Annotated in this window: 20 protein-coding genes; 10 read left to right on the top strand and 10 right to left on the bottom strand. The window is 62.6% G+C overall.

Going from position 1 to position 24,653, the window contains the following annotated elements:
- Positions 1-14: 14 nt before the first annotated feature.
- The 9 genes from MRBLPB4O_RS05100 to edd all read right to left on the bottom strand — a co-directional run bounded on the left by MRBLPB4O_RS05100 (position 15) and on the right by edd (position 10,957).
- On the bottom strand, positions 15-1,358 hold the full coding sequence (locus tag MRBLPB4O_RS05100) for a carbohydrate porin (protein WP_059394649.1): 1,344 nt from the start codon (positions 1,356-1,358) through the stop codon (positions 15-17).
- 41 nt (positions 1,359-1,399) lie between these two features.
- Entirely contained in the window at positions 1,400-2,554 is a 1,155-nt protein-coding gene (gene ugpC / locus MRBLPB4O_RS05095; protein WP_341797685.1) for a sn-glycerol-3-phosphate ABC transporter ATP-binding protein UgpC, read from the bottom strand.
- 3 nt (positions 2,555-2,557) lie between these two features.
- Positions 2,558-3,403, bottom strand: a complete 846-nt coding sequence (locus tag MRBLPB4O_RS05090; RefSeq protein WP_341797684.1) for a carbohydrate ABC transporter permease — start codon at positions 3,401-3,403, stop codon at positions 2,558-2,560.
- Complete coding sequence (locus MRBLPB4O_RS05085; protein WP_003255050.1) at positions 3,396-4,304, bottom strand: sugar ABC transporter permease; 909 nt, start codon at positions 4,302-4,304, stop codon at positions 3,396-3,398. The genes MRBLPB4O_RS05090 and MRBLPB4O_RS05085 overlap by 8 nt, the downstream gene beginning before the upstream one ends.
- Before the next feature lie 145 nt (positions 4,305-4,449).
- Positions 4,450-5,736 (bottom strand): ABC transporter substrate-binding protein, encoded by a 1,287-nt coding sequence (locus MRBLPB4O_RS05080; protein WP_341797683.1) that lies wholly within the window; start codon positions 5,734-5,736, stop codon positions 4,450-4,452.
- 145 nt (positions 5,737-5,881) lie between these two features.
- On the bottom strand, positions 5,882-7,336 hold the full coding sequence (locus MRBLPB4O_RS05075; RefSeq protein ID WP_341797682.1) for an ATP-binding protein: 1,455 nt from the start codon (positions 7,334-7,336) through the stop codon (positions 5,882-5,884).
- Positions 7,317-8,042, bottom strand: a complete 726-nt coding sequence (gene gltR, locus MRBLPB4O_RS05070; RefSeq protein WP_043196841.1) for a two-component system response regulator GltR — start codon at positions 8,040-8,042, stop codon at positions 7,317-7,319. Before gltR ends, MRBLPB4O_RS05075 begins: the two co-directional genes overlap by 20 nt.
- A gap of 129 nt (positions 8,043-8,171) precedes the next feature.
- A complete protein-coding gene (locus MRBLPB4O_RS05065) occupies positions 8,172-9,134 on the bottom strand; it encodes a glucokinase (protein ID WP_341797681.1) in 963 nt (320 codons plus the stop codon).
- Positions 9,131-10,957 (bottom strand): phosphogluconate dehydratase, encoded by a 1,827-nt coding sequence (gene edd, locus MRBLPB4O_RS05060; protein WP_341797680.1) that lies wholly within the window; start codon positions 10,955-10,957, stop codon positions 9,131-9,133. Before edd ends, MRBLPB4O_RS05065 begins: the two co-directional genes overlap by 4 nt.
- A gap of 264 nt (positions 10,958-11,221) precedes the next feature.
- Here edd and gap point away from each other — a divergent pair, with 264 nt between their 5' ends.
- From gap to MRBLPB4O_RS05030, 6 genes are all read left to right on the top strand, one after another.
- Positions 11,222-12,223 carry a type I glyceraldehyde-3-phosphate dehydrogenase gene (gap, locus tag MRBLPB4O_RS05055; RefSeq protein ID WP_049277581.1) on the top strand — a complete coding sequence of 334 codons (1,002 nt, stop codon included), beginning with the start codon at positions 11,222-11,224 and terminating at the stop codon, positions 12,221-12,223.
- 230 nt (positions 12,224-12,453) lie between these two features.
- Entirely contained in the window at positions 12,454-12,966 is a 513-nt protein-coding gene (locus MRBLPB4O_RS05050; RefSeq protein ID WP_003255059.1) for a sigma-70 family RNA polymerase sigma factor, read from the top strand.
- A gap of 88 nt (positions 12,967-13,054) precedes the next feature.
- On the top strand, positions 13,055-14,017 hold the full coding sequence (locus MRBLPB4O_RS05045) for a FecR domain-containing protein (protein ID WP_341797679.1): 963 nt from the start codon (positions 13,055-13,057) through the stop codon (positions 14,015-14,017).
- Positions 14,018-14,143: 126 nt separating this feature from the next.
- Positions 14,144-16,732, top strand: coding sequence for a TonB-dependent receptor (locus tag MRBLPB4O_RS05040; protein ID WP_341797678.1), 2,589 nt, complete (start codon positions 14,144-14,146; stop codon positions 16,730-16,732).
- A gap of 160 nt (positions 16,733-16,892) precedes the next feature.
- Positions 16,893-17,486: a biliverdin-producing heme oxygenase gene (locus tag MRBLPB4O_RS05035; protein WP_341797677.1), complete on the top strand. Its 594-nt coding sequence runs from the start codon at positions 16,893-16,895 to the stop codon at positions 17,484-17,486.
- A 54-nt stretch (positions 17,487-17,540) separates the two neighbouring features.
- Positions 17,541-17,954, top strand: a complete 414-nt coding sequence (locus tag MRBLPB4O_RS05030; RefSeq protein ID WP_341797676.1) for a YbaN family protein — start codon at positions 17,541-17,543, stop codon at positions 17,952-17,954.
- Here MRBLPB4O_RS05030 and arcD (MRBLPB4O_RS05025) read toward each other — a convergent pair.
- Positions 17,934-19,361, bottom strand: a complete 1,428-nt coding sequence (gene arcD, locus MRBLPB4O_RS05025; RefSeq protein WP_341797675.1) for an arginine-ornithine antiporter — start codon at positions 19,359-19,361, stop codon at positions 17,934-17,936. The genes MRBLPB4O_RS05030 and arcD (MRBLPB4O_RS05025) overlap by 21 nt on opposite strands.
- A gap of 434 nt (positions 19,362-19,795) precedes the next feature.
- Between arcD (MRBLPB4O_RS05025) and arcD (MRBLPB4O_RS05020) the strand changes: the two genes are divergently transcribed.
- From arcD (MRBLPB4O_RS05020) to arcC, 4 genes are all read left to right on the top strand, one after another.
- Positions 19,796-21,223 carry an arginine-ornithine antiporter gene (gene arcD, locus MRBLPB4O_RS05020; protein ID WP_341797674.1) on the top strand — a complete coding sequence of 476 codons (1,428 nt, stop codon included), beginning with the start codon at positions 19,796-19,798 and terminating at the stop codon, positions 21,221-21,223.
- A 33-nt stretch (positions 21,224-21,256) separates the two neighbouring features.
- Positions 21,257-22,519, top strand: coding sequence for an arginine deiminase (gene arcA, locus MRBLPB4O_RS05015; RefSeq protein ID WP_341797673.1), 1,263 nt, complete (start codon positions 21,257-21,259; stop codon positions 22,517-22,519).
- A 69-nt stretch (positions 22,520-22,588) separates the two neighbouring features.
- The gene (locus MRBLPB4O_RS05010) at positions 22,589-23,599 is read left to right on the top strand and encodes an ornithine carbamoyltransferase (protein WP_016501296.1); all 1,011 of its coding nucleotides are present in this window, start codon (positions 22,589-22,591) and stop codon (positions 23,597-23,599) included.
- Between the two features lie 102 nt (positions 23,600-23,701).
- Positions 23,702-24,631: a carbamate kinase gene (gene arcC, locus MRBLPB4O_RS05005; protein ID WP_049277590.1), complete on the top strand. Its 930-nt coding sequence runs from the start codon at positions 23,702-23,704 to the stop codon at positions 24,629-24,631.
- The last annotated feature ends 22 nt before the right edge of the window (positions 24,632-24,653 follow it).

Raw genomic sequence — 24,653 nt, 5'->3', positions numbered from 1 at the left:
TACAACAAATGCCCTCAGAATGACGACTGAATCTTCAAGCCTGCGACCAGCGCGTTGTCCACTTCGTCCACCCCGCCCGGGCTCTTGATGTACTGCAGGTTGGGCCGTACGGTCAGCCAATTGGTGACGTGGAAGCCGTAGTAGAGCTCGGCGTTGTACTCGGTGCGTTGCAGCGGCACGAAGCCTGGGTTGTCGTAATCGTTGATACCACTCTGGGCGTTGAGCAGTTCGGCGCGCTTCTTCACGTCGTCATTCACATGAATACGCGCCACACCGAAGCCGATGTCATCCTTGGGCCGGGCGTCGAAGGCGCCTTTGTAGACCAACCCCACCTGCTGGTAGTTGTCGACCACGTTGGTGGCCTTGTCGTGCACGGTAAAGTTGGCGAACAGGCTGAGGCCGCGGTTGACGTCGCCACCTTGGGCGGTGACCTGCTGCTGCGCCACTACCCACCAACCGTGCTTGCTGGAATGCGACTTGAATGCCCCACCTGTCAGCGCCTGCGGGTTGCCGTTGACGTCGTCGAACACATCGTCGGCCTTGGCCGTGCTGTAGTAGTAACCCAGACGGTACTCCCCCGGCAGGCCGTTGACCTTGGGCGACCACACCGCTTCCACCGGAAGGATTGCCCCCTTGGTACCGCTGCCGCTGAGCTTGAAGCCGTTACCGGTTTCCAGGTTGGAGGGGTTCTGTTCGAAGGCGCCGACCTGCACGAAGAATTCCGGGGTGATGTTGTACTTCACCCGCAGCGCCCACTGGCTGACCGGCCAGTTGTACCAGATGCCGCCCACCCAGTTGCCCACTTGCGAGCCACAGAAGGCCAGGTTCTGGAAGTCGCACGGGAAGCTGTTGAAGTCCTCGCCCTCGCCAAAGCGGCCGAATTTCACGTCCAGCGCGCCGTCGAAGTACTTTTGCTTGATCCACATCTGGGTCAGGCGCCAGGTCTGGCCGCGGCCCCACACCTCCTGCACCGAGCTGAACTGCCCGGCGCGCGGGTCGCTGATGCGGTCGTTGGACAGGTTGCGGCCGCTGCGCTCGGTGATCGCCAGCTTGAACTCGGCATCGTGCCAACCGAAGATCTTCTGCAGGTCCAGGTGTGCGCCAAGGGCAAACTGGTCGCTGTAGCGTGCAGTCTTGTCGTCGTTGTAGCCACCATGAAGGTTGCCGGCCACCTCCCCGACGTAGTCGAGGGTAAAGTCGTAGCCCTTCTCCAGCAACTCGGTACGAGTGCCGCCCCAATCCCCGGTCATCCATTTCGATTCGCTGGAAAAAGCCTCGGCAGCCTGCGCGCCGCTGCTGCCGACAACGGCGAGCAAAGCCAGCGAGCCCAATGTCCTGATACGTTTGCGCTGTTCCATCCCTTTGCGTCCTCTTTTTTCTTATTGATGGTGTAGACGAGTCAACGGCCTTTCAAGTGAGCCACGTTGTCCTTTGCGGTTGCGACAGTGCTGGCCAGGCGTATCCGCTCGCCACTGCCGGCGTCGAACAGCAGCACCCGGGCCGGGTCGAATTGCAGGTTGAGGGTGTCACCCACGCTGCACGCCACATCCGGCGCAAGGCGGCAGCACACCTTGGTCTGGTTGAGGGTGACAAACACCAGCAAGTCGGGCCCGGTAGGTTCGGTAACCTGCACCTCGGCGCGAATACCCGGCAAGCCATTGCCCTGCACAGCGCCCAGGGCGATCTGCTCAGGGCGGATGCCCAAGATGATCTCGCGGCCATCCAGTTCGTCAGCTGCCAGCCCCAGGGGCAACTCGCAGCGCGCCTGGCCGCTGTCGAGCAGCGCCAGCAAGCGGCCATCCTGCCTGGCCAGGCGCACCGGAATGAAGTTCATCGGCGGCGAACCGATGAAGCTGGCAACAAACTGGTTGGCCGGGTCGTTGTAGATCTGCTGCGGGGTGCCGAACTGCTGGATGATGCCGTCCTTCATCACCGCCACCTTGTCACCCAGGGTCATGGCCTCGATCTGGTCATGGGTGACGTAAACGGTGGTGGTCTTCAGGCGCTGATGCATCAGTTTCATTTCGGTGCGCATCTCGACCCGCAGCTTGGCATCGAGGTTGGACAGCGGCTCATCGAACAGGTAGATCTTCGGCCGCCGCGCCAGCGCGCGGCCCATGGCTACCCGTTGTTGCTGGCCACCGGACAGTTGTGCCGGCTTGCGCGCCAGCAGGTGCTCGATCTGCAGCAGCTTGGCGACCCGCGTCACTTCTTCATCGATGGCCGCCTGCGGCATCTTGCGGATCTTCAGGCCGAATTCGATGTTCTCGCGCACGCTCATGGTCGGGTACAGCGCGTAGGACTGGAACACCATGGCGATGTCACGGTCCTTGGGGCTCATGCCGCTGACGTCCTGCTCGTCGATGAGGATCGCACCGCCGGTGATCTGCTCCAGGCCGGCGATGCAGTTCATCAAGGTGGATTTGCCACAGCCAGAGGGGCCGACCAGGATCAGGAACTCGCCATCTTTGATCGACAGCTGAATGTCCTTGAGGGTGTCCGGCAGGCCGCTGCCGTAGGACTTGTTCACATTGCGAAGTTCGAGCGTTGCCATGACTTACCCCTTTACCGCGCCGGCCGTCAGCCCGCGCACGAAATATTTGCCTGCAACCACATAGACCAGCAGGGTTGGCAGGCCGGCGATCATCGCTGCCGCCATGTCGACGTTGTATTCCTTGGCTCCGGTGCTGGTGTTGACCAGGTTGTTCAAGGCCACGGTGATCGGTTGCGAATCACCGCTGGAAAACACCACGCCGAACAGGAAGTCGTTCCAGATCTGAGTGAACTGCCAGATCAGGCAGACCATGATGATCGGCGTGGACATCGGCAGGATGATGCGCCGGAAGATGGTGAAGAACCCGGCCCCGTCCAGGCGCGCGGCCTTGACCAGCGCATCAGGGATGCTCACGTAGAAGTTGCGGAAAAACAGCGTGGTGAAGGCCAGGCCGTAGACCACGTGCACCAGCACCAGGCCGCCGGTGGTGCTGGCCAGGCCCAGCTTGCCGAGGGTGAACGAGGCCGGCAGCAACACGGTCTGGAATGGCAGGAAGCAGCCGAACAGCAGCAGGCCGAAGAACAGCTGCGAACCACGGAAGCGCCACATCGACAGCACATAGCCGTTCAGTGCGCCGATGGTGGTGGAGATCAGCACCGCTGGCACGGTGATCATGATCGAGTTCCAGAAGTAACCGCTGACCGTGCTCCAGGCCTTGACCCAGCCAATGCCGGTAATCACCGCCGGCCAGCTCAGCAGGTTGCCGGTGCTGATGTCTTCAGGGGTCTTGAAGCTGGTCAGCAGCATCACCACCAGCGGCACCAGGTACAGCAGCACGGCGCTCAGCAACACCGCGTGGATGGCGATGCGGCTGAGGCTGAGCGTGGGTTTGTCGACAGGGCTATGCATGGCGTTTGCTCCGCAGCTCCGAGTACAGGTACGGCACGAGGATCGCCAGGATCGCCCCGAGCATGAGGATGGCGCTGGCCGAGCCCATACCCATCTGGCCGCGGCTGAAGGTGAACGAGTACATGAACATTGCCGGCAGGTCGGACGAGTAGCCCGGGCCGCCAGCGGTCATCGCCGCCACCAGGTCGAAGCTCTTGATGGCAATGTGCGAAAGGATCATCAGTGCACTGAAAAACACCGGGCGCAGGCTGGGCAGCACCACGGTCCAGTAGATGCGCGGCAGGCTGGCGCCATCCATCTGCGCCGCACGGATGATCGACGGGTCGACCCCGCGCAGGCCGGCCAGGAACATCGCCATGATGAAGCCCGACGCCTGCCACACAGCAGCGATCACCAGGCAATACACCACCCGGTCGGGGTCGATCAGCCAGTCCAGGCGAAAGCCCTCCCAGCCCCAGTCGCGCAACAACTTGTCCAGGCCCATGCCGGGGTTGAGCAGCCACTTCCAGGCGGTGCCGGTAACGATCATCGACAACGCCATGGGGTACAGGTAAATGGTGCGGATGAAGCCCTCACGGCGGATGCGCTGGTCCAGCAGCACCGCCAGCAACACGCCGATGGCCAGGCTGATGGCGATGAACAGGCCACCGAACAGCAGCAGGTTCTTGCTGGCGACCCACCAACGGTCGTTGTCGAATAGCCGCGCGTATTGCGCAAGGCCGGCCCATTTGTAGGTGGGCAGGAAGGTCGAGGTGGTGAAGGACAGCACGAACGTCCAGAGGATGTAGCCGTAGAAGCCCACCAGGACGATGAACATGCTGGGGGCCAGCACCAGCTTGGGCAGCCAGCGCTGAAGCGCGTCCAGGGGTGAGGCCCGCAGTTGGGCGGTAGTCGTGGTCATGGTTCAGATCCCCGTTTCAGAAACGGCACGCACTGCTGTAGGAGCAGCCTTGTGCTGCGAAGAGGCCATTGCAGGCACAGCAATGCCTCAAGCCATCCCGGCCCTTTCGCAGCACAAGGCTGCTCCTACAGGATGATTGTCAGCTTTACTGGGCAGCCTTGATCGCCGCCGCCAGCTTCTTCGCCGCATCGGCCGGGTCGGCCTTGGGGTCGTTGATGTAGTTGGTCACCACATCGAAGAACGCGCCCTGCACGGCCAGCGTGGTGGCCATGTTGTGCGCCATGCTCGGCTGCAAGCCGCCATTCTTGGCGTCGGCCAGGAAGTCCCTGGCCGACGCCTGCGCGCAGGCATCGAAGCCATGCTTGCCCATGTCGGCAAGCATGTCGTTACGCACCGGGATCGACCCCTTGTTGCCGCTGAAGACCTTCTGGAAGTCCTGGCCCAGCACTTTGCGGGCAATGTCCTGCTGGCCGGCAGACGTGCCGGCGTTGTTCTGCTTGAACACCACCAGCGAGTCGATGTTGTAGAGGAAGGCGTTTTCGGTACCGGGGAACGGCACGCACTGGTAATCCTTGCCGGCGGTTTTCTTGGCCAAGGTCCATTCGCTCTTGGCCCAGTCGCCCATGATCTGCATGCCGGCCTTGCCGTTGATGACCTTGGCCGCTTCCAGGTTCCAGTCCTGGCCTTTGCCGTCCGGGTCCATGTAGGTGGCAACCTTCTTCAGTTCGGTCAGCGCCTTGACCATGTCCGGGCCGGTCAGGGCGGCGTTGTCGAGGTCGACCATGGCCTTCTTGTAGCCCTCGGCGCCCATCACCGACAGCACCACGCTTTCGAACACGGTGCTGTCCTGCCACGGCTGGCCGCCGTGGGCGAGCGGGATGAAACCGGCGGCCTTGAGCTTGTCGGCAGCAGCGTAAAATTCGTCGAGGGTGGCAGGCGCCTTGTCGATGCCAGCTTTCTTGAAGGCCTCGGGGTTGATCCACAGCCAATTGGTACGGTGGATGTTTACCGGCACGGCGACATAGTCACCGTCGTACTTCACGGTGTCGGCGACCTTCTTGTCGAGCAATGTGTCCCACTTTTCTTCCTTGGCCACATCCTTGAGCACATCGCCGTCGAGCAGGCCGGTGGCCGCCCAGTCCTGGATGTCTGGCCCTTTGATCTGCGCGACACCCGGCGGGTTGCCGGCTACGGCGCGGCTCTTGAGCACGGTCATGGCCGTGGCACCGCCACCGCCAGCCACGGCTCCATCCTTCCACGTAAAGCCGTCTTTCTCGACCTGGGCCTTGAGCACATCGACGGCTGCTTTTTCACCACCGGAGGTCCACCAGTGCACCACCTCGACACTGCCTTTGGGTTCGGCAGCCAGGGCACTGAGCGGGAGTAAGGAAGCCAGGGAAATTGCGGCAGCGAGACGGAGCGTGGGATTCATCGAAGCACCTTTCTTGTTGTTATGCCGTGCAAGTCGGTCGCTTGCGTTGCATGGATTCTAAACAGCGTGCCCACCCCGCCAGGTAACGAAGCGATGCGTGAATGTCATCGTTTGGTTACATTGCCCGCGCAGGCAACACAACGCTTCACTCCATGCCCCGCGGCAGGTGCAAAGTCACCCGCAAGCCACCCTGCCTGAGGTTCAGCAAGCTCACCTCGCCACCATGGCTATGGGCAATGTTGCGCGCAATCCCTAACCCCAGCCCATAGCCCTGCTGCTGTCCAGCCAGGCGGAAATGCGGCTCGAACACTTGCTCCAACTGCTGCTGCGGTACGCCCGGCCCCTGGTCGTCCACCTGCAGCACAAAGCCCTCGGCACTGTCGATGATGCGCAGCCGCGCCTGCGCGCCGTACTTGATGGCGTTGTCGATCAGGTTGCCGATGCAGCGCCGCAGCGCCAGCGGCTTGCCTGGGTAAGGCGCCAGCGCCCGACCTTCGACGGTGATACGGCCATCACGCAAATAAGGCTCGGCCAGAATCTCCAGCACCTGGTTGAGGTCGACCGGCTCTATGTTCTCGTGGATATCGGTGTCCTTCACGCACTGCAAGGCACCTTTGACCAGCAGCTCCAGCTCGTCCAGGTCCTGGCTGAACTTGGCCTGCAGGCGCTCGTCCTCCAGCAGTTCGACACGCAGCCGCAGGCGGGTGATCGGCGTGCGCAGGTCGTGGGAGATGGCGCTGAACAGCTGGCTGCGTTCGGTCAGGTAGCGGCTGATGCGCTCACGCATGCTGTTGAACGCCCGGCTTACTTCGACCACCTCGCTACCACCCCCTTCCGCCACCGGCGCCACATCGGCGCCCAGCGACATCTCCCGCGCAGCGCGCGCCAGGCGCTTGAGCGGCCAGCTCTGCCAGTGCACCAGCAAACCGATGAACAACAGCAGCAAGGCGGTGGTGAGCACGATGAAACCGATCTGCTGGCGTGGCAGGCGTTCGGCCTCAAGGCTGGTATAGGGCTCGGGCAGCAACGAGGCGATGTACAGCCACTCGCCCTCGCCCAGGCGGATCTGCGTCACCAGCACCGGCGGGTTGAGCGGCTCCAGGGTCAGTGAGTAATGCGCCCAGGAGCGTGGCAGCTCGTCGAGTTTCAGGCCGCTGTTGAAAATGCGCAGATCGTCGGGCGCGACGAACTCAACGGAAATATCCATCTGCGAGCCCAGTCGCTCATGCAGTACCTGCTGGAATACATCGATCACCGCCTGCTTGCGCGGGGTGATGGGCAGCACCGGCATGTCGAGCGGCTTGGCGTTGAGCGAGACGAAAAACCGCGTGCCGCCCATGCTGCGCAACTGGTCGAGCACCATCGGCCGATAGGCCACCGGCAGCGAGCGGAAGTAACTGACGCTGGCGCTCATGGAATGGGCCAGGCTGCTGGCGCTGGCGCGCAGGCCCTGCAGCTGGCTGGCACGCAACTGCGCCACCCAGATGATGCTCGACAAGCCTTGGGCCAGCAGCACCACCAGCAGGGTCAGTAGCAGCATGCGCCCCAGCAGCGAGCGCGGCAGCAGGCGCCAGCGCCGCTCAGGGCGCACTGCAGACATGCGCCGCCAACAGGTAGCCGCTGCCACGCACCGTACGGATCAGCCGCGGGGGCTTGTCGGTATCGCGCAGGCGCTGGCGCAGGCGGCTGACCGCCATGTCGACGATGCGGTCCAGCGGCATCGGCTCGCGACCACGGGTGGCGTTGCCTATGGTGTCGCGGTCGAGAATCTGCTGCGGATGGTCGAGGAACAGTTTGAGCAGGGCGAAGTCGGCGCCGGACAGAATCACCTCTTCGCCGTCGTGGTGGAACAGACGGTGGCTGACCGTGTCCAGGCGCCAGTCGTCGAAAGCCAGCACCGCACTGCCCGGCGCCGACTGACCGAATTCGGCGCGGCGCAGCAGGGCCTTGATCCTTGCTTGTAGTTCCCGAGGGCTGAAGGGTTTGCCCAGGTAGTCGTCGGCGCCCAGCTCCAGGCCAATGACTCGGTCGGCTTCGTCGGAGCTGGCGGTGAGCATGATGATCGGCACGCGTGCCTGGCGCGGGTGCTGGCGCACCCAGCGGCACAGGCTGAAGCCATCTTCGTCGGGCAGCATGACGTCGAGGATGACCAGGTCGCAGGGGGTGGTTTCCAGCGCGTGACGAAAGCCTTTTCCATCGGCTTCGGCATGCACCTGGAAGCCTGAGCGGCTCAGGTAGGTTTGCAGCAGTTCGCGGATTTCCTGGTCGTCGTCGACCATCAGGATCGATTTGCCGGCAGTGCTCAAGGTGGTCCTTCCTCTTGTTAGTTACAGGTCTTGGTTGCCTGTTATTGGGGCCGCTTCGCGCCCCATCGCGGCACAAGGCCGCTCCTACCGGGAGCGTGCTGTGCCGGAACTATCAGCGGCCCCTTACATTTATCTGTGGTCCAAGGCCTGCTGCAGGGCCACACCGGCCCCCAGCAAGCCGGAAAACTCCGCCGTTACCAGCCACACCGGCACACCGGCGAAATAACCACTCATGCAGCCCTTGTCGGCAAAACTCGCGGCAAAACCGCTACGCAGGAACAACTCGGCAAAACGCGGAATCACACCGCCGACAATATAGACCCCACCCCGCGCGCCCAGGGTCAGCACATTGTTACCCGCCACGCGCCCAAGAAACCGACAGAACTGCTCGACCACCGCCAGCGCCCGTGGCTCGCCGCCCAGCGCTGCGTCGGTAATCTGCGCCGGGGTCTTGTGCCGGGCTGTATCGCCATCCAGCGCACAGATTGCCTGGTACAGCCGCACCAGGCCACCGCCACTGAGCACGGTCTCGGCACTGACATGGCCGATCTGGCCGTGGATCTGCTGATGGATCGCCGCTTCGCGCGCATTGCCCACTGGCAGGTCGACATGGCCGCCCTCCCCCGGCAAGGCATGCCAGTGCTGTTCGCCCAGGCGCAGCAGCGAACCCACGCCCAGGCCTGTGCCTGGCCCGATCACCAGCGCAGGTCGCAACGGGTCAGCCTGCCCAGCGCACACCTCGCGAAACTCCCCATCGCGCAGGCGGGTCATGCCCAGCGCCATGGCGGTGAAATCGTTGATCAGCAACAGCCGTTCAACCTGCAAAGTCTTGCAGAAAGCCGTACGGCTCAGGCGCCAATGGTTGTTGGTAAAGCGAAATTCATCGCCATCGACCGGCCCGGCTACCGCCAGGCATACAGCCGCCAACCCGCCACGGGCGATACCTTGGTCTTCGAGATAAGCCTCGATAGCCTGCTCCGGGCTGGTGTAGTCCACAGTGGCGAAGACTTTTACCTCATGCAGCTGGTTGTCACGCCACAACGCAAAACGGGCATTGGTGCCACCAATGTCGCCAACCAGCAGGTCCTTCATTTGAGGTTCTCCAGGGCCGAGGTGAAGGCACTCGCGCCCTGTTCTGCCGGGCTGAACGCCATGCGCATGAAGCCGAACAGCTCGCGCCCGCAGCCCAGGTCATTGCCCTGGGGGGCCGGCGGCAGGTCGCGGCTGGCCAGTTCTTCGGCCGACACCATGACCCGCAATGTGCCTTCGACACCGTCGACCCGCACGATATCACCATCGCGCACCCGCGCCAGCGGGCCGCCGTCATACGCCTCGGGGCAAACGTGGATGGCCGCCGGGATCTTGCCCGAGGCACCGGACATGCGCCCGTCGGTGACCAGCGCCACCTTGTAGCCACGGTCCTGCAGCACACCGAGGAAGGGTGTGAGCTTGTGTAATTCGGGCATGCCGTTGCAACGCGGGCCCTGGAAGCGCACCACGGCGACAAAGTCACGTTCCAGCTCGCCGGCCTTGAACGCTTCGGCCAGCGACTGCTGGTCCTGGAACACGCGCGCCGGGGCTTCGACCACCTGGTGCTCGGGGGCGACAGCAGACACCTTCATCACGCCACGGCCCAGGTTGCCTTCCATCACCCGCAGGCCGCCTTCGGCCGAGAACGGCCGCGCCACCGGGCGCAGGATGCTTTCGTCCAGGCTCTGTTGCGGCCCTTCACGCCACACCAGCTTGCCATTGTCGAGGAACGGCTCCTGGGTATAGCGGCGCAGGCCGTGGCCAGCCACGGTGTTGACATCTTCGTGCAGCAGCCCGGCATCCAGCAGCTCGCGAATCAGGAAGGCCATGCCACCGGCGGCCTGGAAGTGGTTGATGTCGGCCTTGCCGTTGGGGTAGACGTGGGACAGGGTTGGCACCACCTCGGAGAGGTCGGCCATGTCCTGCCAGGTCAGCTGGATACCTGCCGCCTGGGCGATCGCCGGGATATGCAGGGTGTGGTTGGTCGAGCCGCCCGTGGCGTGCAGGGCGACAATCGAATTGACCAGTGCCTTCTCGTCGACGATTTCGCCCAACGGCATGAAACTGCCGCTGGCCTTGGTCATGCGCGTGACCTGCTGCGCGGCCTCGGCGGTGAGGGCGTCGCGCAGCGGCGTGTACGGGTTGACGAACGAGGCGCCCGGCAGGTGCAGGCCCATCACTTCCATCACCAGCTGGTTGGTATTGGCGGTGCCGTAGAAGGTGCAGGTACCCGGGCTGTGATAGGAGTTCATCTCCGACTCCAGCAGCTCTTCACGGCTGGCCTTGCCTTCCGCATAACGCTGGCGCACATCGGCCTTCTGCTTGTTGGAAATGCCGGACACCATCGGCCCGCCCGGGACAAAGATGGTCGGCAGGTGGCCGAAGCGCAGCGCGCCCATCATCAGGCCTGGGACTATCTTGTCGCAGATGCCCAGCATCAGCGCGGCATCGAACATGTTGTGCGACAGCGCTACCGCCGTGGACATGGCGATGACTTCGCGGCTGGCGATGGCCAGCTCCATGCCAGGCTCACCCTGGGTCACGCCGTCGCACATGGCCGGCACGCCCCCCGCGAACTGCCCGACCGAACCGACCTCGCGCAGGGCCTGCTTGATCTGCTCGGGGAAGTGCAGGTACGGCTGGTGGGCAGACAACATGTCGTTGTAGGCCGAGACGATAGCCACATTGGCCGCGTTCATCAGGCGCAGAGTCTGCTTGTCCTCGCTGCCACAGCCGGCCACGCCATGGGCGAAGTTGGCGCATTGCAGGCTGGCACGCATGGGGCCTTCACTGGCCGCGCCGCGAATCAGCTGCAGGTAGCGTTCGCGGGTGGCTCGGCTGCGTTCGATCAGCCGCTGGGTGACCTCAAGGATGCGCGGATGCATGTACTGGACTCCAGGCTAATTGTAAGGGCGGTTTACCGGGCATTTCCCCTCCAAACGATTGCGGCCTAGGCTCAAGCAAAGGAGCCTGCTGCATCGGTGGAGGCGCATCGCCCAACCACTCGTTGTATGTTTAAACAAAATACTGCCATTAAAAAGGCTTGTTTTCTATCGGCTAGTGAATAATCTTGTAATTCCAACAACAAAACCGTTTCAGTGAAGCTCCTTTTTGCCACAGGTTTCACTCGGACTGCCAGAGGTACTGTCATGACCCTACGCATCGCCATCAATGGATTCGGCCGCATCGGTCGCAACGTCCTGCGCGCACTGTATACCCAAGGCTACCGCCAGGACCTGCAGGTCGTCGCCATCAACGACCTGGGCGACAGCGCCATGAATGCTCACCTGCTCAAGTTCGACAGCGTGCACGGCACGTTCGACGCCACGGTCGAGGCCGACCACGAAAGCCTGACGGTCAATGGTGACCGTATCGCGGTCAGTGCCATCCGCAACCCGGCCGAACTGCCCTGGAAAGCCGAGGCGATCGACGTGGTGTTCGAGTGCACAGGGCTGTTCACCGACCGCGCCAAGGCCGCTGCACACCTTGCGGCAGGGGCGGGCAAGGTCATTGTCTCGGCGCCGGCCAAAGGTGCCGATGCCACCGTGGTGTACGGGGTAAACCATGACATCCTGCGGGCCTCGCACCAGGTCATTTCCAACGCCTCCTGCACCACCAACTGCCTGGCACCGATCGCCCAGGTGCTGCACCGCGAGTTCGGCATCGAGCAAGGCCTGATGACCACCATTCACGCCTACACCAATGACCAGGTGCTGACCGACATGTACCACAGCGACCCGTACCGGGCTCGCTCGGCCACCCAGTCGATGATCCCCAGCAAGACCGGCGCCGCCGAGGCCGTGGGCCTGGTGCTGCCGGAGCTGGCCGGCAAGCTCACTGGCATGGCAGTGCGGGTGCCGGTGATCAACGTGTCGCTGGTGGACCTCACCGTCAACCTCAAGCGCGAGGCCACGGCCGAGCAGGTCAACCAACTGTTCCTTGAAGCCAGCCAGCATTCCAAGGTATTGGGCTACAACGCGTTGCCATTGGTTTCCTGCGATTTCAACCACAACCCGCTGTCGTCGATTTTCGATGCCAACCATACCCGGGCCAACGGGCGCATGCTCAAGGTGCTGGCGTGGTATGACAACGAGTGGGCGTTCAGCAACCGCATGCTGGATAACTGCCTGGCGTTGTGCCAGGCCCGGTAATCCATAGGGCATACGCTCCCCTGCAGGAGCAGCCTTGTGCTGCGAAGAGGCCGGTAAAGCCCATCATTTTCTGTGCGGCTATCGGCCTCTTCGCAACACAAGGCTGCTCCTACAAGGAATGCGCAGCGACTGGGAACTCACAATCTTTACCATTTCCTAGCACATCCACACTTGACCAACGCTACGGATGATAAGCATTATCATTAACCTTTCGTCGGCCAGGTCACCCCGTGAGTCAGTCCCGGTTCAACTCCGTCTTCCTCGTCCAGCGCCTCACCCTGTTGCGTACCTTGCAGCGCATGGTTGGCAACCCCAGCACGGCCGAAGACCTGCTGCAGGAAACCTACCTGCGGGTGTCGCGCGCCTTGGGCGAGCGGCCCATCGAGCACATCGAGCCGTTCGTGTTCCAGACCGCGCGCAACCTGGCACTGGACCACCTGCGCGCACGCCGGGTGCAGGCACGCATGCTGGTCGACGACGTGCCCGACGAAGTGCTGCACAGCGTGGCCGCACCCGCCACCAGCAGCGAGGATGCCGCCCACGCCGAGCAGCTGCTCAAGCACCTGAGCGTCAGCCTCAACCAGCTGAGTGAACGCCAGCAGCGCATTTTCATCCTCAGCCGCCTGCACGGCGCCACATACCTGGAAATCGCCGAACAACTCAGTGTTTCGCCCAGTACGGTGCAAAAGGAACTGAAACTGATCATGGCGATCTGCATGGGTGTTGCCGAACGCCTCAAGTAAGCTGACCGCAGGCGAACGGCGACGCAAAGCCCTTGCCACACCCCGTCTTAGCCTTGATCATTCGCAAAAAACCATTCAAGGATTCACCGTGACCGACAGCCCTGCCCCTCGCCCGTCACCTGCCGGGCCTAGTGCCCGTGCTCGTGCCATGGACGAGGCGCTGGACTGGCTGGTGCGCCTGCAATGCGCCGATGCCGCAGACACCCAGGCCTTTGAAGCCTGGCTGAGCGCCGCACCGGAAAACGCCGAGGCCTATGTCGAGGCAGAAGCACTGTGGAACGGTATGCCGTTGCACCAGGCTGCCACGCAGATGCACCAGCAGCAGCGCCGCTCATGGCGCGGGCGCTTGCGCAGCCACTGGAAACCCTTGGCCACCGCTGCGGTGCTGCTGGTCGGCCTGTTCACCGTTGGCGACCTGCCCACCCGCCTGCAGGCCGACCACCTGACGGTGGTAGGCGAGCGCCAGCGCCTGCAACTGGAAGACGGCGCGAAAGTGCTGCTTAACACCAACTCGGCATTTGCCAGCGACCGCCGGGACGGCCGCCCGGTCGCCCGCCTGCTGCAGGGTGAGGCCTACTTCCAGATACCGGAGGGCGCACTGCTGCCGCTTGAAGTAGAGGCCGGGCCGTTGCGCGCACAGGTGCGCGATACCGACTTTGCCGTGCGCTACCTCGATGGCGAGGCCCAGCTGCGGGTGCAACGCGGTGATGTCGACCTGCAAGGGGCACGCGACCAGCGCATCCGCCTGAGTGCCGGCGACAGCATCAGCGTGGGCCCGCAGGGCTTCGGCCAGCGCCAACGCGCCGACATGCAAAAGGACCTGGCCTGGGTCGACGGCCGCCTGGTGTTCGAGAATTGCCCACTGAGCCAGGTGCTGGCTGAAGTGCGGCGCTACTATCCCGGCTGGATCATCAACCGCAATGCCCAGCTCGAAGACGTTTCAGTCACCGGCAATTACCGCCTCGACCAGCCGTTGGAAACCCTGCGCGCACTGGCCCATATCACCTCGGCACAGCTGCATGAGTACCCTGCGCTGGTGATTCTGAACTGACCCCGAAATTATTTTTACGCGATCGCCCTGCCCCGCCCGTCTCGTTATAGCCAATGCAACTGATTCTTGTTTGAAAACGAGAACAGCAATCATCTATAACAGCCCGCGCATCAGGGAGCGCTTTCGATGTCCACTGGTCCTACCCGCACGTCCACCCTTCCCCGCCGAACCGGGCAACTGTCCCTGTTGACCCTGGCCCTGCTCGCCAGCGGCGCTTGCAGCCTGCCAGCGCTGGCCGCCGAACCGGCCCGGGCCAGCAGCCCGCGCATGGGGGACTACCGCTTCAGCATCGGCCAGCAGCCGCTGGTGTCGGCGATCAACGCCTTCAGCCAGGTCACCGGCTGGCAAGTCGGCTTCAGCGCCGAGCTGGCCGACGGCGTGGCTTCGCCGGGTGTACAAGGCTCGCTGCCGCCAGATGCCGCCCTCAAGCGCCTGCTGCACGGTACCGGGCTGAGTTTTCGCAAGATCAGCAACGGCAACGTGGTGCTTGAGCGCCAGGCTGGCGGCAACGTAATCGCCCTGCAGCAGGTGACCGTCAGCGCAACCCGGAGTGCCCAGGACGTCAGCCTGGTGCCAAGCACCGTCAGTGTGCAGACCCGAGAGCAGCTGGACCGGCAGAACGTCAACAACATCCAGGACCTGGTGCGCTACGAGCCGGGCGTATCGGTGGCCGGCACCGGCCAGCGCAGCGGCCTGAACGGCTACAACATCCGTGGTATCGACGGCGAGCGGATCCTCACCCAGGTCGACGGTGTATCGATCCCGGACAGTTTCTTCTACGGCCCCTACGCCCAGACCCAACGCAACTACGTCGACCCGGAAATCGTCAAGCGCGTGGAAATCCTCCGCGGCCCGGCCTCGGTGCTGTACGGCAGCAATGCCATCGGCGGCGCTGTGAGCTACTTCACCCTCGACCCCGACGACATCATCAAGCCCGGCAAAGACGTGGGTGCGCGGCTGAAGACCGGCTACAGCTCGGCCGACGAAAGCTGGCTGACCTCCGCCACCGTTGCCGGCCGGGAGGGTGATTTCGATGGCCTGCTGCACCTGAGCCAGCGTAACGGCCACGAGACCGAAACCCACGGCAGCCACAGCGGTGCCGGCCTGTCGCGCACCGAAGCCAACCCGATGGACGTGCGCACCACCAACGTGCTGGCCAAGCTGGGCTGGAACTACGACGACGACGCGCGCCTGGGCTTCACCTACGAGCGCTACAAGGATGACCGCGACCAGAACATCCTCAGCGCGGTGGGCGGGCCGTTCATTCCGGGCTTTGGCGGCATGGGTTACTACAAGGCGCGCAGTGGCAACGACACCATCACCCGCGAGCGCTTTGGCATCAACCATGAGTTCGGCCTGGATTCGCTGGTCGCTGACCACGTCAAGTGGAGCCTCAACTACCAGATCGCCAAGACCGACCAGCACACCGAAGAAGTCTACGCACCGCCTGGCCGCCAGGTACTGCGCACGCGTGACACGACCTACAAGGACCGCCAGTGGGTCTTCGATGCCCAGCTGGACAAGGCATTCAGCATCGGCGCCACCGGCCACCTGCTGACCTATGGCACCACGATCAAGCACGAGAAAATCACCGGTACGCGCAGCGGCACGGGCACCTGCCTGGCCGTGGGCTCCGGTTGCTCCGCCGCAGGCGCCGAACGCCCGGCAGACGGCCAGGTTCTGGTCAGCGACTTCCCGGACCCGACCGTGAACACCTACAGCCTGTTCGTGCAGGATGAAATCCGCTGGAACAACTGGACCTTCATGCCCGGTGCGCGCTACGACTACACGCGCATGGAACCCAAGTTCACCGACGAATTCCTGCGTGGCCTGGAGTCCACCGGCACGGCACCCACCTCCCAGGACGACTCGGACAAGAAGTGGCACCGCGTCTCGCCCAAGTTCGGCCTGACCTACGCCTTCAACGACAACTACACCTGGTATGGTCAGTATGCCGAAGGCTTCCGTACTCCGACCGCCAAGGCCATGTACGGAAAGTTCGTGAACCTTGAGGAAGGTTACCGCGTAGAAGGCAACCCAGGCCTGGAACCGGAAAAGAGCAAGAGCTACGAAACGGGCCTGCGTGGCAACTTCGACGCAGGTAACTTCGATGTGGCGGTGTACTACAACAAGTACCGCGACTTCATCGACGAAGATGCGGTGCAAAGCGCCAATCTGGAACAGACCTTCCAGGCCAACAACATCAAGCACGCCACCATCAAGGGTGCCGAGGTCAAGGGCCGCCTGAACCTCGACCACTTCGGCGCGCCGCAAGGCCTGTATACCCAGGGCTCGATTGCCTACACCTATGGTCGTAACGATGACACTGGTGAGCCGCTGAACAGCGTCAACCCGCTGAAGGGCGTGTTCGGCCTTGGTTACGAGCAGCAGAACTACGGCGGCCTGCTGAGCTGGACGCTGGTCAAGCGCAAGACCCGTGTCGACGACTCCAGCTTCTACTCGCCAGACGGTTCGAGCTCGAAGTTCCGCACCCCGGGCTACGGCGTGCTGGACCTGACCGGCTACTACAAGGTCACCGACGACGTGACCATCAACGCCGGCCTGTACAACCTCACCGACAAGAAGTACTGGCAGTGGGATTCGGTACGCAGCTACGACGGCCAGGGTGAAGCGGCTGTGACCCAGCCAGCCAACATCGACCGCCTGACCATGCCGGGGCGCAACTTCGGTATCAATGTGGTTTGGGATATCTGAGGGCTTTAACTTTGAATCGCCTGTGAGATCGAGCGCCGCGCGGGCGGCGCTCGATTCCACAGACGCTGCCGCTCTCAAGCCAAAAACGCAGTTTTTTTACTGTCCCGCCGCCGCTGTTTCGTCTTGTATCTAGATGCCCCTCTTTCCAAGGACTGCCCCCATGACCGAACGCCCAGCCCTGCGCTCCCAGCGCCTGAACCAGATCACCCACGCCCCGCACGCCGAGCTGGATGGCCTGGTCAAATCCCACGCGCCCTTCGACAGCCGCGAAAGCTTCGCCCGCTTCGTCGTTGCCCAGTACCTGTTCCAGTCCGAGCTGCAAGCCCTGTACAACGATCCGCAGCTGAACGCCATAGTCCCCGACCTGGCCGAGCGCTGCCGTGCCGACCAGGCCCGCCTGGACCTCGCCGACCTCGACACCGAAGTGCCAGCCGCCGTGCCAGGCGCCGTGGGCAAGCCGAGCCTGGGCGAGGCAATGGGCTGGATCTTCGTCTCTGAAGGCTCCAAACTGGGCGCTGCGTTTCTGATCAAGCGTGCCGTGGCCCTGGAGCTGTCCGACACCTTCGGTGCCCGCCACCTGGGCGAGCCAGCCGGTGGCCGTGCCGAAGGCTGGAAGCAGTTCACCCGCATCCTCGATGGCCTTGAGCTGTCCGCTGAAGAGGAAGCCGCTGCCGAACGCGGTGCAGTTGCCGCCTTCGAGCGTTTCACCGAACTGCTCAAACATGCCTATGCTGCGGATGCCGCGCTGGTCTGATACGCCGTACCCGGCCACCCTACCGGTGGCCGAACCGCTTTTTGCAGTGAGACCATGACCCGACCTGCCCGCTCGAAGATCGCCCGCCTGTTGTATGGAATCCTGGCTTACGTGAGCCTCGGGGTGGGCTTGGTCGCGATCGTCATACCCGGTTTGCCGACCACCGAATTCATCCTGCTGGCCGCCTGGGCGGCGACCCGCAGCTCGCCGCGCCTGTCTGCCTGGCTGGAGAACCACCGGCTGTTCGGGCCGATTCTCTACAACTGGCGCAACGGCAAGGTGATCCAGCGCCGGGCCAAGGTAAGCGCTACCATCAGCATGCTGCTGTGCGCGGGCCTGATGCTGACGTTTCTGGAGCACCACTGGCCGGTGTTCGTGGCAATCGCCGGCATGACCCTGGGCAACCTGTGGATCTGGTCACGCCCGGAACACGCCTGCCCTGCCCCGTCACAAGCTCAACAACCCTGAATACAGGGCGTAGGCCGCCAGTGCAGCGCCCGCCAGCACGGCGGCGAAAATCAGCTTTTCCCATGTGGTGAACAATGCCTGGCCCTGCTCATGCTTGGCCCTGGCGAACAGGATCACGCCGGGGGCATACAGCAGCGCCGACAGCAGCAGGTACTTGAGCCCGCCGGCATACAACAGCCACACGGCATAAAGCAAGGCAACCAGCGCCACCAGCAAGTCCTTGCGGCGCAGCCCCGGTTGCCCGGCGTAGGTTTCTGCACGCACAGCCAGCAGCACGGCATACGCCGCCGACCACAGGTAAGGCACCAGGATCATCGACGAAGCCAGGTAGATGAGGCTGGTGTAGGTACCGGCCGAGAACAGCGTAATCAGCAGGAAGCCCTGGATCATGCAGTTGGTCAGCCACAGGGCGTTGGAGGGCACATGGTTGGCGTTTTCCTTGGCCAGAAAGCGCGGCATGGTCTTGTCCCGCGCCGTGGCGAACAGGATCTCGGCACACAGCAGCGCCCAGGACAGCAACGCACCCAGCAGCGAAACCGCCAGGCCGAGGCTGATCAGCAACGCCCCCCAAGGGCCGACGATATGCTCCAGGACCGAGGCCAGCGACGGGTTCTGCAAACCGGCCAGTTCAGGCTGGGTCATCACCCCCAGCGAAAGCACGTTGACCAGCACCAGCAGCGCCAGCACACCAAGAAAACCGATAACGGTAGCCTTGCCCACATCCGAACGACGCTCGGCGCGCCCGGAGTACACGCTGGCGCCCTCGATGCCGATGAACACGAACACGGTCACCAGCATCATGTTGCGCACCTGCTCCAGCACGCTGCCGAATTGCGGGTTGCTCAAGCCCCAGATGTCACGGGTGAAGATATCGGCACGAAAGGCGAACGCCGCAATCACCACGAACATCAGCAACGGCACCACTTTGGCCACGGTGGTCACCTGGTTGATGAACGCAGCTTCCTTGATGCCGCGCAGAACCAGAAAGTGGACTGACCACAGCAGCAACGAGGCACAGCCGATGGCGATCGGCGTGTTGCCTTCGCCGAAAACCGGAAAGTAAAAGCCCAGGGTGCTGAACAGCAGTACGAAATAGCCGACATTACCCAGCCAGGCGCTGATCCAGTAGCCCCAGGCTGACGAGAAGCCCATGTAGTCGCCGAACCCTGCCTTGGCGTAGGCGTACACCCCCGAGTCCAGTTCCGGCTTGCGGTTGGCCAGTGTCTGGAACACAAACGCCAGGGCCAGCATGCCGACGGCGGTGATGCACCAGCCGATCAGCACCGCCCCGACATCGGCACGCGCCGCCATGTTCTGTGGCAGCGAGAAGATCCCGCCACCGATCATCGAGCCGACCACCAGTGCGATCAGCGCGCCCAGGCGCAGCTTCTGTCCCGGTTCGCTCATGCATCCCCCATTTTTTTACGCGCTGTCATGCCTTTGAAACAGCCCTGCGGGTCATATAAATGTGGTTACTTATAAGGGAACCCGCCACTCAAGCTATAGCACTCATAACTGCTTTGTCTATGCACCCTTCCTTAAAAGCTAGCAGCTGGACAGCAACTAGAACAGTTCCCGATAAAACTCAAAATTATTGTGAAAAATTTGCGAAAGCGTCAAAAACGGCTAGCTTCAAGCATCGCAGGCTGAACAGAGCGTTTGCTCTAGAAAGACATGGAGGTGCCAGCGCGCAAGGCTTGCAGCTTTAGCTGTCGGCACTCTCCAGGAGCACCCGTGAAGGAATTGCCTCCTTCACGTCGCCTTAAACTGACACAAGTCAGCTTACGGCAACGGCGTCGGATTTATGCTGACGTCAACTTTCTCCTGGCAGGAGTTGTTAAATGTCTGATTCATCCGGAAAACTAAAGCTCGGCGCGTTAGTTGCACTTGTCGTCGGTTCGATGATTGGCGGCGGGATCTTCTCGCTGCCGCAAAACATGGCCGCCAGTGCAGGGGTTGGCGCCGTGCTGATCGGCTGGGGCATCACCGCGGTCGGCATGCTGACCCTGGCGTTCGTGTTCCAGACCCTGGCCAACCGCAAGCCTGACCTGGATGGCGGGGTGTATGCCTACGCCAAGGCCGGTTTCGGCGACTACATGGGCTTTTCCTCGGCCTGGGGCTACTGGATCAGTGCCTGGCTGGGTAACGTCGGCTACTTCGTGCTGCTGTTCAGCACCTTGGGTTACTTCTTCCCGATCTTCGGGGAAGGCAACACGCCGGCCGCCATCATTGGCGCATCGGTGCTGTTGTGGGCGGTGCACTTCCTGGTGCTGCGCGGCATCAAGGAAGCCGCATTCATCAACCTGGTCACCACCGTGGCCAAAGTGGTGCCGCTGGTGCTGTTCGCGCTGATCTGCCTGTTTGCCTTCAGGCTCGACATCTTCACCGCCGACATCTGGGCCCTGGGTACACCGGAGCTGGGCAGCGTGATGAACCAGGTGCGCAACATGATGCTGGTCACCGTGTGGGTGTTCATCGGCATCGAGGGCGCGAGCATCTTCTCGTCCCGGGCGGAAAAGCGCTCTGACGTGGGCAAGGCCACGGTCATCGGCTTTGTCACCGTGCTGCTGTTCCTGGTGCTGGTCAACGTACTGTCGCTGGGCATCATGACCCAACCGGAACTGGCCAAGCTGCAGAACCCGTCGATGGCAGCCGTACTGGAGCATGTGGTCGGCCACTGGGGCGCGGTGCTTATCAGCGTCGGCCTGATCATCTCGCTGTTGGGGGCCTTGCTTTCGTGGGTACTGCTGTGCGCCGAGATCATGTTCGCTGCCGCCAAAGACCACACCATGCCGGAGTTCCTGCGCCGCGAAAATGCCAACCAGGTACCGGCCAACGCCCTGTGGCTTACCAACGCCATGGTGCAGATCTTCCTGGTGATCACGCTGTTCTCCAACAGCACCTACCTGTCGCTGATCTACCTCGCCACCTCGATGATCCTGGTGCCCTACCTGTGGTCGGCAGCCTATGCGTTCCTGCTGGCACTGCGCAGCGAAACCTACGAGCAGGCCCTGGCCGAACGCAAGAAAGACCTGATCATCGGCGGCATCGCCCTGCTGTACGCCATCTGGCTGCTGTACGCCGGCGGCGTGAAATACCTGCTGCTCTCGGCCCTGCTCTACGCACCTGGGGCGATTTTGTTCGCCAAAGCCAAGCGTGAAGTTGGCCAACCTATCTTCACCAGCGTGGAAAAACTGATCTTCGCAGCCGTGGTCATTGGCGCCCTGGTGGCAGCTTATGGCCTGTACGACGGCTTCCTGACCCTTTGACCCACGTCTTCGTTCAATTGGAGGAATGAAACCATGTCCGCTGAAAAACAGAAGTACGGTGTCCACTCCGAAGCCGGCAAACTGCGCAAAGTGATGGTTTGCTCGCCGGGCCTGGCGCACAAGCGCCTGACGCCGAGCAACTGTGACGAGCTGCTGTTCGACGATGTGATCTGGGTCGACCAGGCCAAGCGTGACCATTTCGACTTCGTCACCAAAATGCGCGAGCGCGGCGTGGATGTGCTGGAAATGCACAACCTGCTGACCGACATCGTGCAGCAACCCGAAGCCCTCAAGTGGATCCTTGACCGCAAGATTACCTCTGACACCGTGGGTGTCGGCCTGACCAACGAGGTGCGTAGCTGGCTCGAAGGGCTGGAACCACGCCACCTGGCAGAGTTCCTGATTGGCGGCGTGGCGGGCCAGGACCTTCCAGTAAGCGAAGGCGCCGAAGTGATCAAGATGTACAACAAGTACCTGGGCCACTCCAGCTTCATTCTGCCGCCGCTGCCCAACACCCAGTTCACCCGCGACACCACCTGCTGGATCTACGGTGGCGTGACGCTCAACCCGATGTACTGGCCTGCGCGACGCCAGGAAACCCTGCTGACCACAGCCATTTACAAGTTCCACAAGGAATTCACCGGCGCCGACTTCCAGGTGTGGTACGGCGACCCGGACAAGGATCACGGTAACGCCACCCTCGAGGGCGGCGACGTGATGCCGGTCGGCAAGGGCATCGTGCTGATCGGCATGGGTGAGCGCACCTCGCGCCATGCCATCGGCCAACTGGCTCAGAACCTGTTCGAGAAAGGCGCGGCCGAGAAAGTCATCGTCGCTGGCCTGCCGAAGTCCCGCGCGGCGATGCACCTGGACACCGTGTTCAGCTTCTGCGACCGCGACCTGGTAACGGTGTTCCCGGAGGTGGTGAAAGAGATCAAGCCATTCATCATCACCCCAGACTCCAGCAAGCCCTATGGCATGAACATCGCGCCGCAGGATGCCTCGTTCCTCGAGGTGGTATCCGAACAGTTGCTGGGCAACAAAGACAAACTGCGCGTGGTCGAGACCGGCGGCAACAGCTTTGCCGCCGAGCGCGAACAATGGGATGACGGCAACAACGTGGTGGCCATCGAGCCGGGCGTGGTCATGGGCTATGACCGCAACACCTACACCAACACCCTGCTGCGCAAGGCCGGCATCGAGGTCATCACCATCAGCGCCGGCGAACTGGGCCGGGGTCGGGGCGGCGGCCACTGCATGACCTGCCCGATTGTGCGTGACCCGATCGACTACTAACGACCATTGCACCCGGCCGCGCCCACAAAGTGCCGGCCGGGACACTACCGAACTCAAGGAGAAGCAATCATGGCGTTCAACATTCACAACCGCAACCTGCTCAGCCTGGAACACCATACCAACCGTGAGCTGCGCTACCTGCTGGACCTGTCCCGCGACCTCAAGCGTGCCAAGTACACTGGCACCGAGCAGCAGCACCTGAAGGGCAACAACATCGCGCTGATCTTCGAAAAAACCTCCACCCGTACACGCTGCGCCTTCGAAGTGGCGGCTTACGACCAGGGCGCGAACGTTACCTACATCGACCCCAACTCTTCGCAGATCGGCCACAAAGAGAGCATGAAGGACACCGCCCGCGTGCTCGGGCGCATGTACGACGCCATCGAGTACCGCGGTTTCAAGCAGGAAATCGTCGAAGAGCTGGCCAAGTTTGCCGGCGTACCGGTGTTCAACGGCCTGACCGATGAGTACCACCCCACCCAGATGATCGCTGACGTGCTGACCATGCGCGAGAACAGCGACAAGCCGCTGCACGACATCAGCTACGCCTACCTGGGCGACGCCCGCAACAACATGGGCAACTCGCTGCTGCTGATTGGCGCCAAGCTCGGCATGGATGTGCGCATCGCTGCGCCCAAGGCACTGTGGCCGCATGACGACCTGGTCGAGCGCTGCAAGAAGTACGCTGAGGAAAGCGGCGCCCGCATCACCCTCACCGAAGACCCGAAAGCGGCGGTCAAGGGTGTGGACTTTGTTCATACCGACGTGTGGGTTTCGATGGGCGAGCCGATCGAAGCCTGGGGTGAGCGCATCAAGCAGCTCAAGCCTTACCAGGTGAATGCCGAGCTGATGAAGTCCACTGGCAACCCACGGACCAAGTTCATGCACTGCCTGCCAGCGTTCCATAACTCCGACACCAAGGTCGGCAAGCAGATCGCCGAACAGTACCCGGACCTGGCCAACGGCATCGAAGTGACTGACGACGTGTTCGAGTCGCCGGCCTGCATCGCCTTCGAGCAGGCGGAAAACCGCATGCACACCATCAAGGCGATCCTGGTTTCGACCCTGGCTGACCTCTGACAATCACTTCGCTCCTGTGGGAGCTGGCTTCCGGCGATGCCGGCAAGCCAGCTCCCACAAAGGATCGAGGCGCTCACCCCATCTGCGTAAAGGACATTCCCCATGCGTATCGTTGTTGCATTGGGCGGCAACGCCCTGCTGCGTCGCGGCGAGCCCATGACCGCTGACAACCAGCGCGCCAATATCCGCACCGCCACCGAACAGATCGCTAAGATTCACCCTGGCAACGAACTGGTCATCGCCCACGGCAACGGTCCGCAAGTCGGGCTGCTGTCGCTTCAGGCCCTGTCCTACAAGCCTGACGAGGCTTACCCACTGGACGTGCTGGGTGCAGAAACCGAAGGCATGATCGGCTACATGATCGAACAGGAACTGGGCAACCTGCTGGCTTTCGAGGTGCCGTTCGCCACCCTGCTCACCCAGGTGGAAGTGGACGCCAACGACCCCGCCTTCAAGGACCCGACCAAGTTCATCGGCCCGGTCTACAGCAAGGAAGAGGCCGAGCGCCTGGCCAAAGAGAAAGGCTGGGTGGTCAAGGCCGATGGCGACAAGTACCGTCGTGTGGTGGCCAGCCCGAAACCCAAGCGCATCTTCGAAATCCGCCCGATCAAGTGGCTGCTGGAAAAGAACAGCATCGTGATTTGCGCAGGCGGTGGCGGCATCCCCACCATGTACGATGAAAACCGCAAGCTCAAAGGTATCGAAGCGGTCATCGACAAGGACCTGTGCTCGGCACTGCTGGCAGAGCAATTGGAAGCCGACCTTCTGATCATCGCCACTGACGTCGATGCAGCCTACATTGACTGGGGCAAGCCGACGCAAAAAGCCATTGCCCAGGCCCACCCGGACGAACTCGAACGCCTCGGCTTCGCCGCCGGTTCCATGGGGCCGAAAGTGCAAGCTGCCAGTGACTTTGCCCGCAACACCGGCAAGGTGGCGGTGATCAGTTCGCTGGAAAACATTGAAGACATTGTCAAAGGTACTGCCGGCACACGGGTTTCCACCGAGAAGCCTGGGATCAGCTACCGTTGAATGCAGTTGGCGGGTGCCTGGC

Source organism: Pseudomonas sp. LPB4.O, assembly GCF_038383825.1.
Lineage (GTDB): Bacteria > Pseudomonadota > Gammaproteobacteria > Pseudomonadales > Pseudomonadaceae > Aquipseudomonas > Aquipseudomonas putida.
Note: the sequence above shows the minus strand (reverse complement) of the source record. Positions and strands in the feature narration are given on the sequence as shown.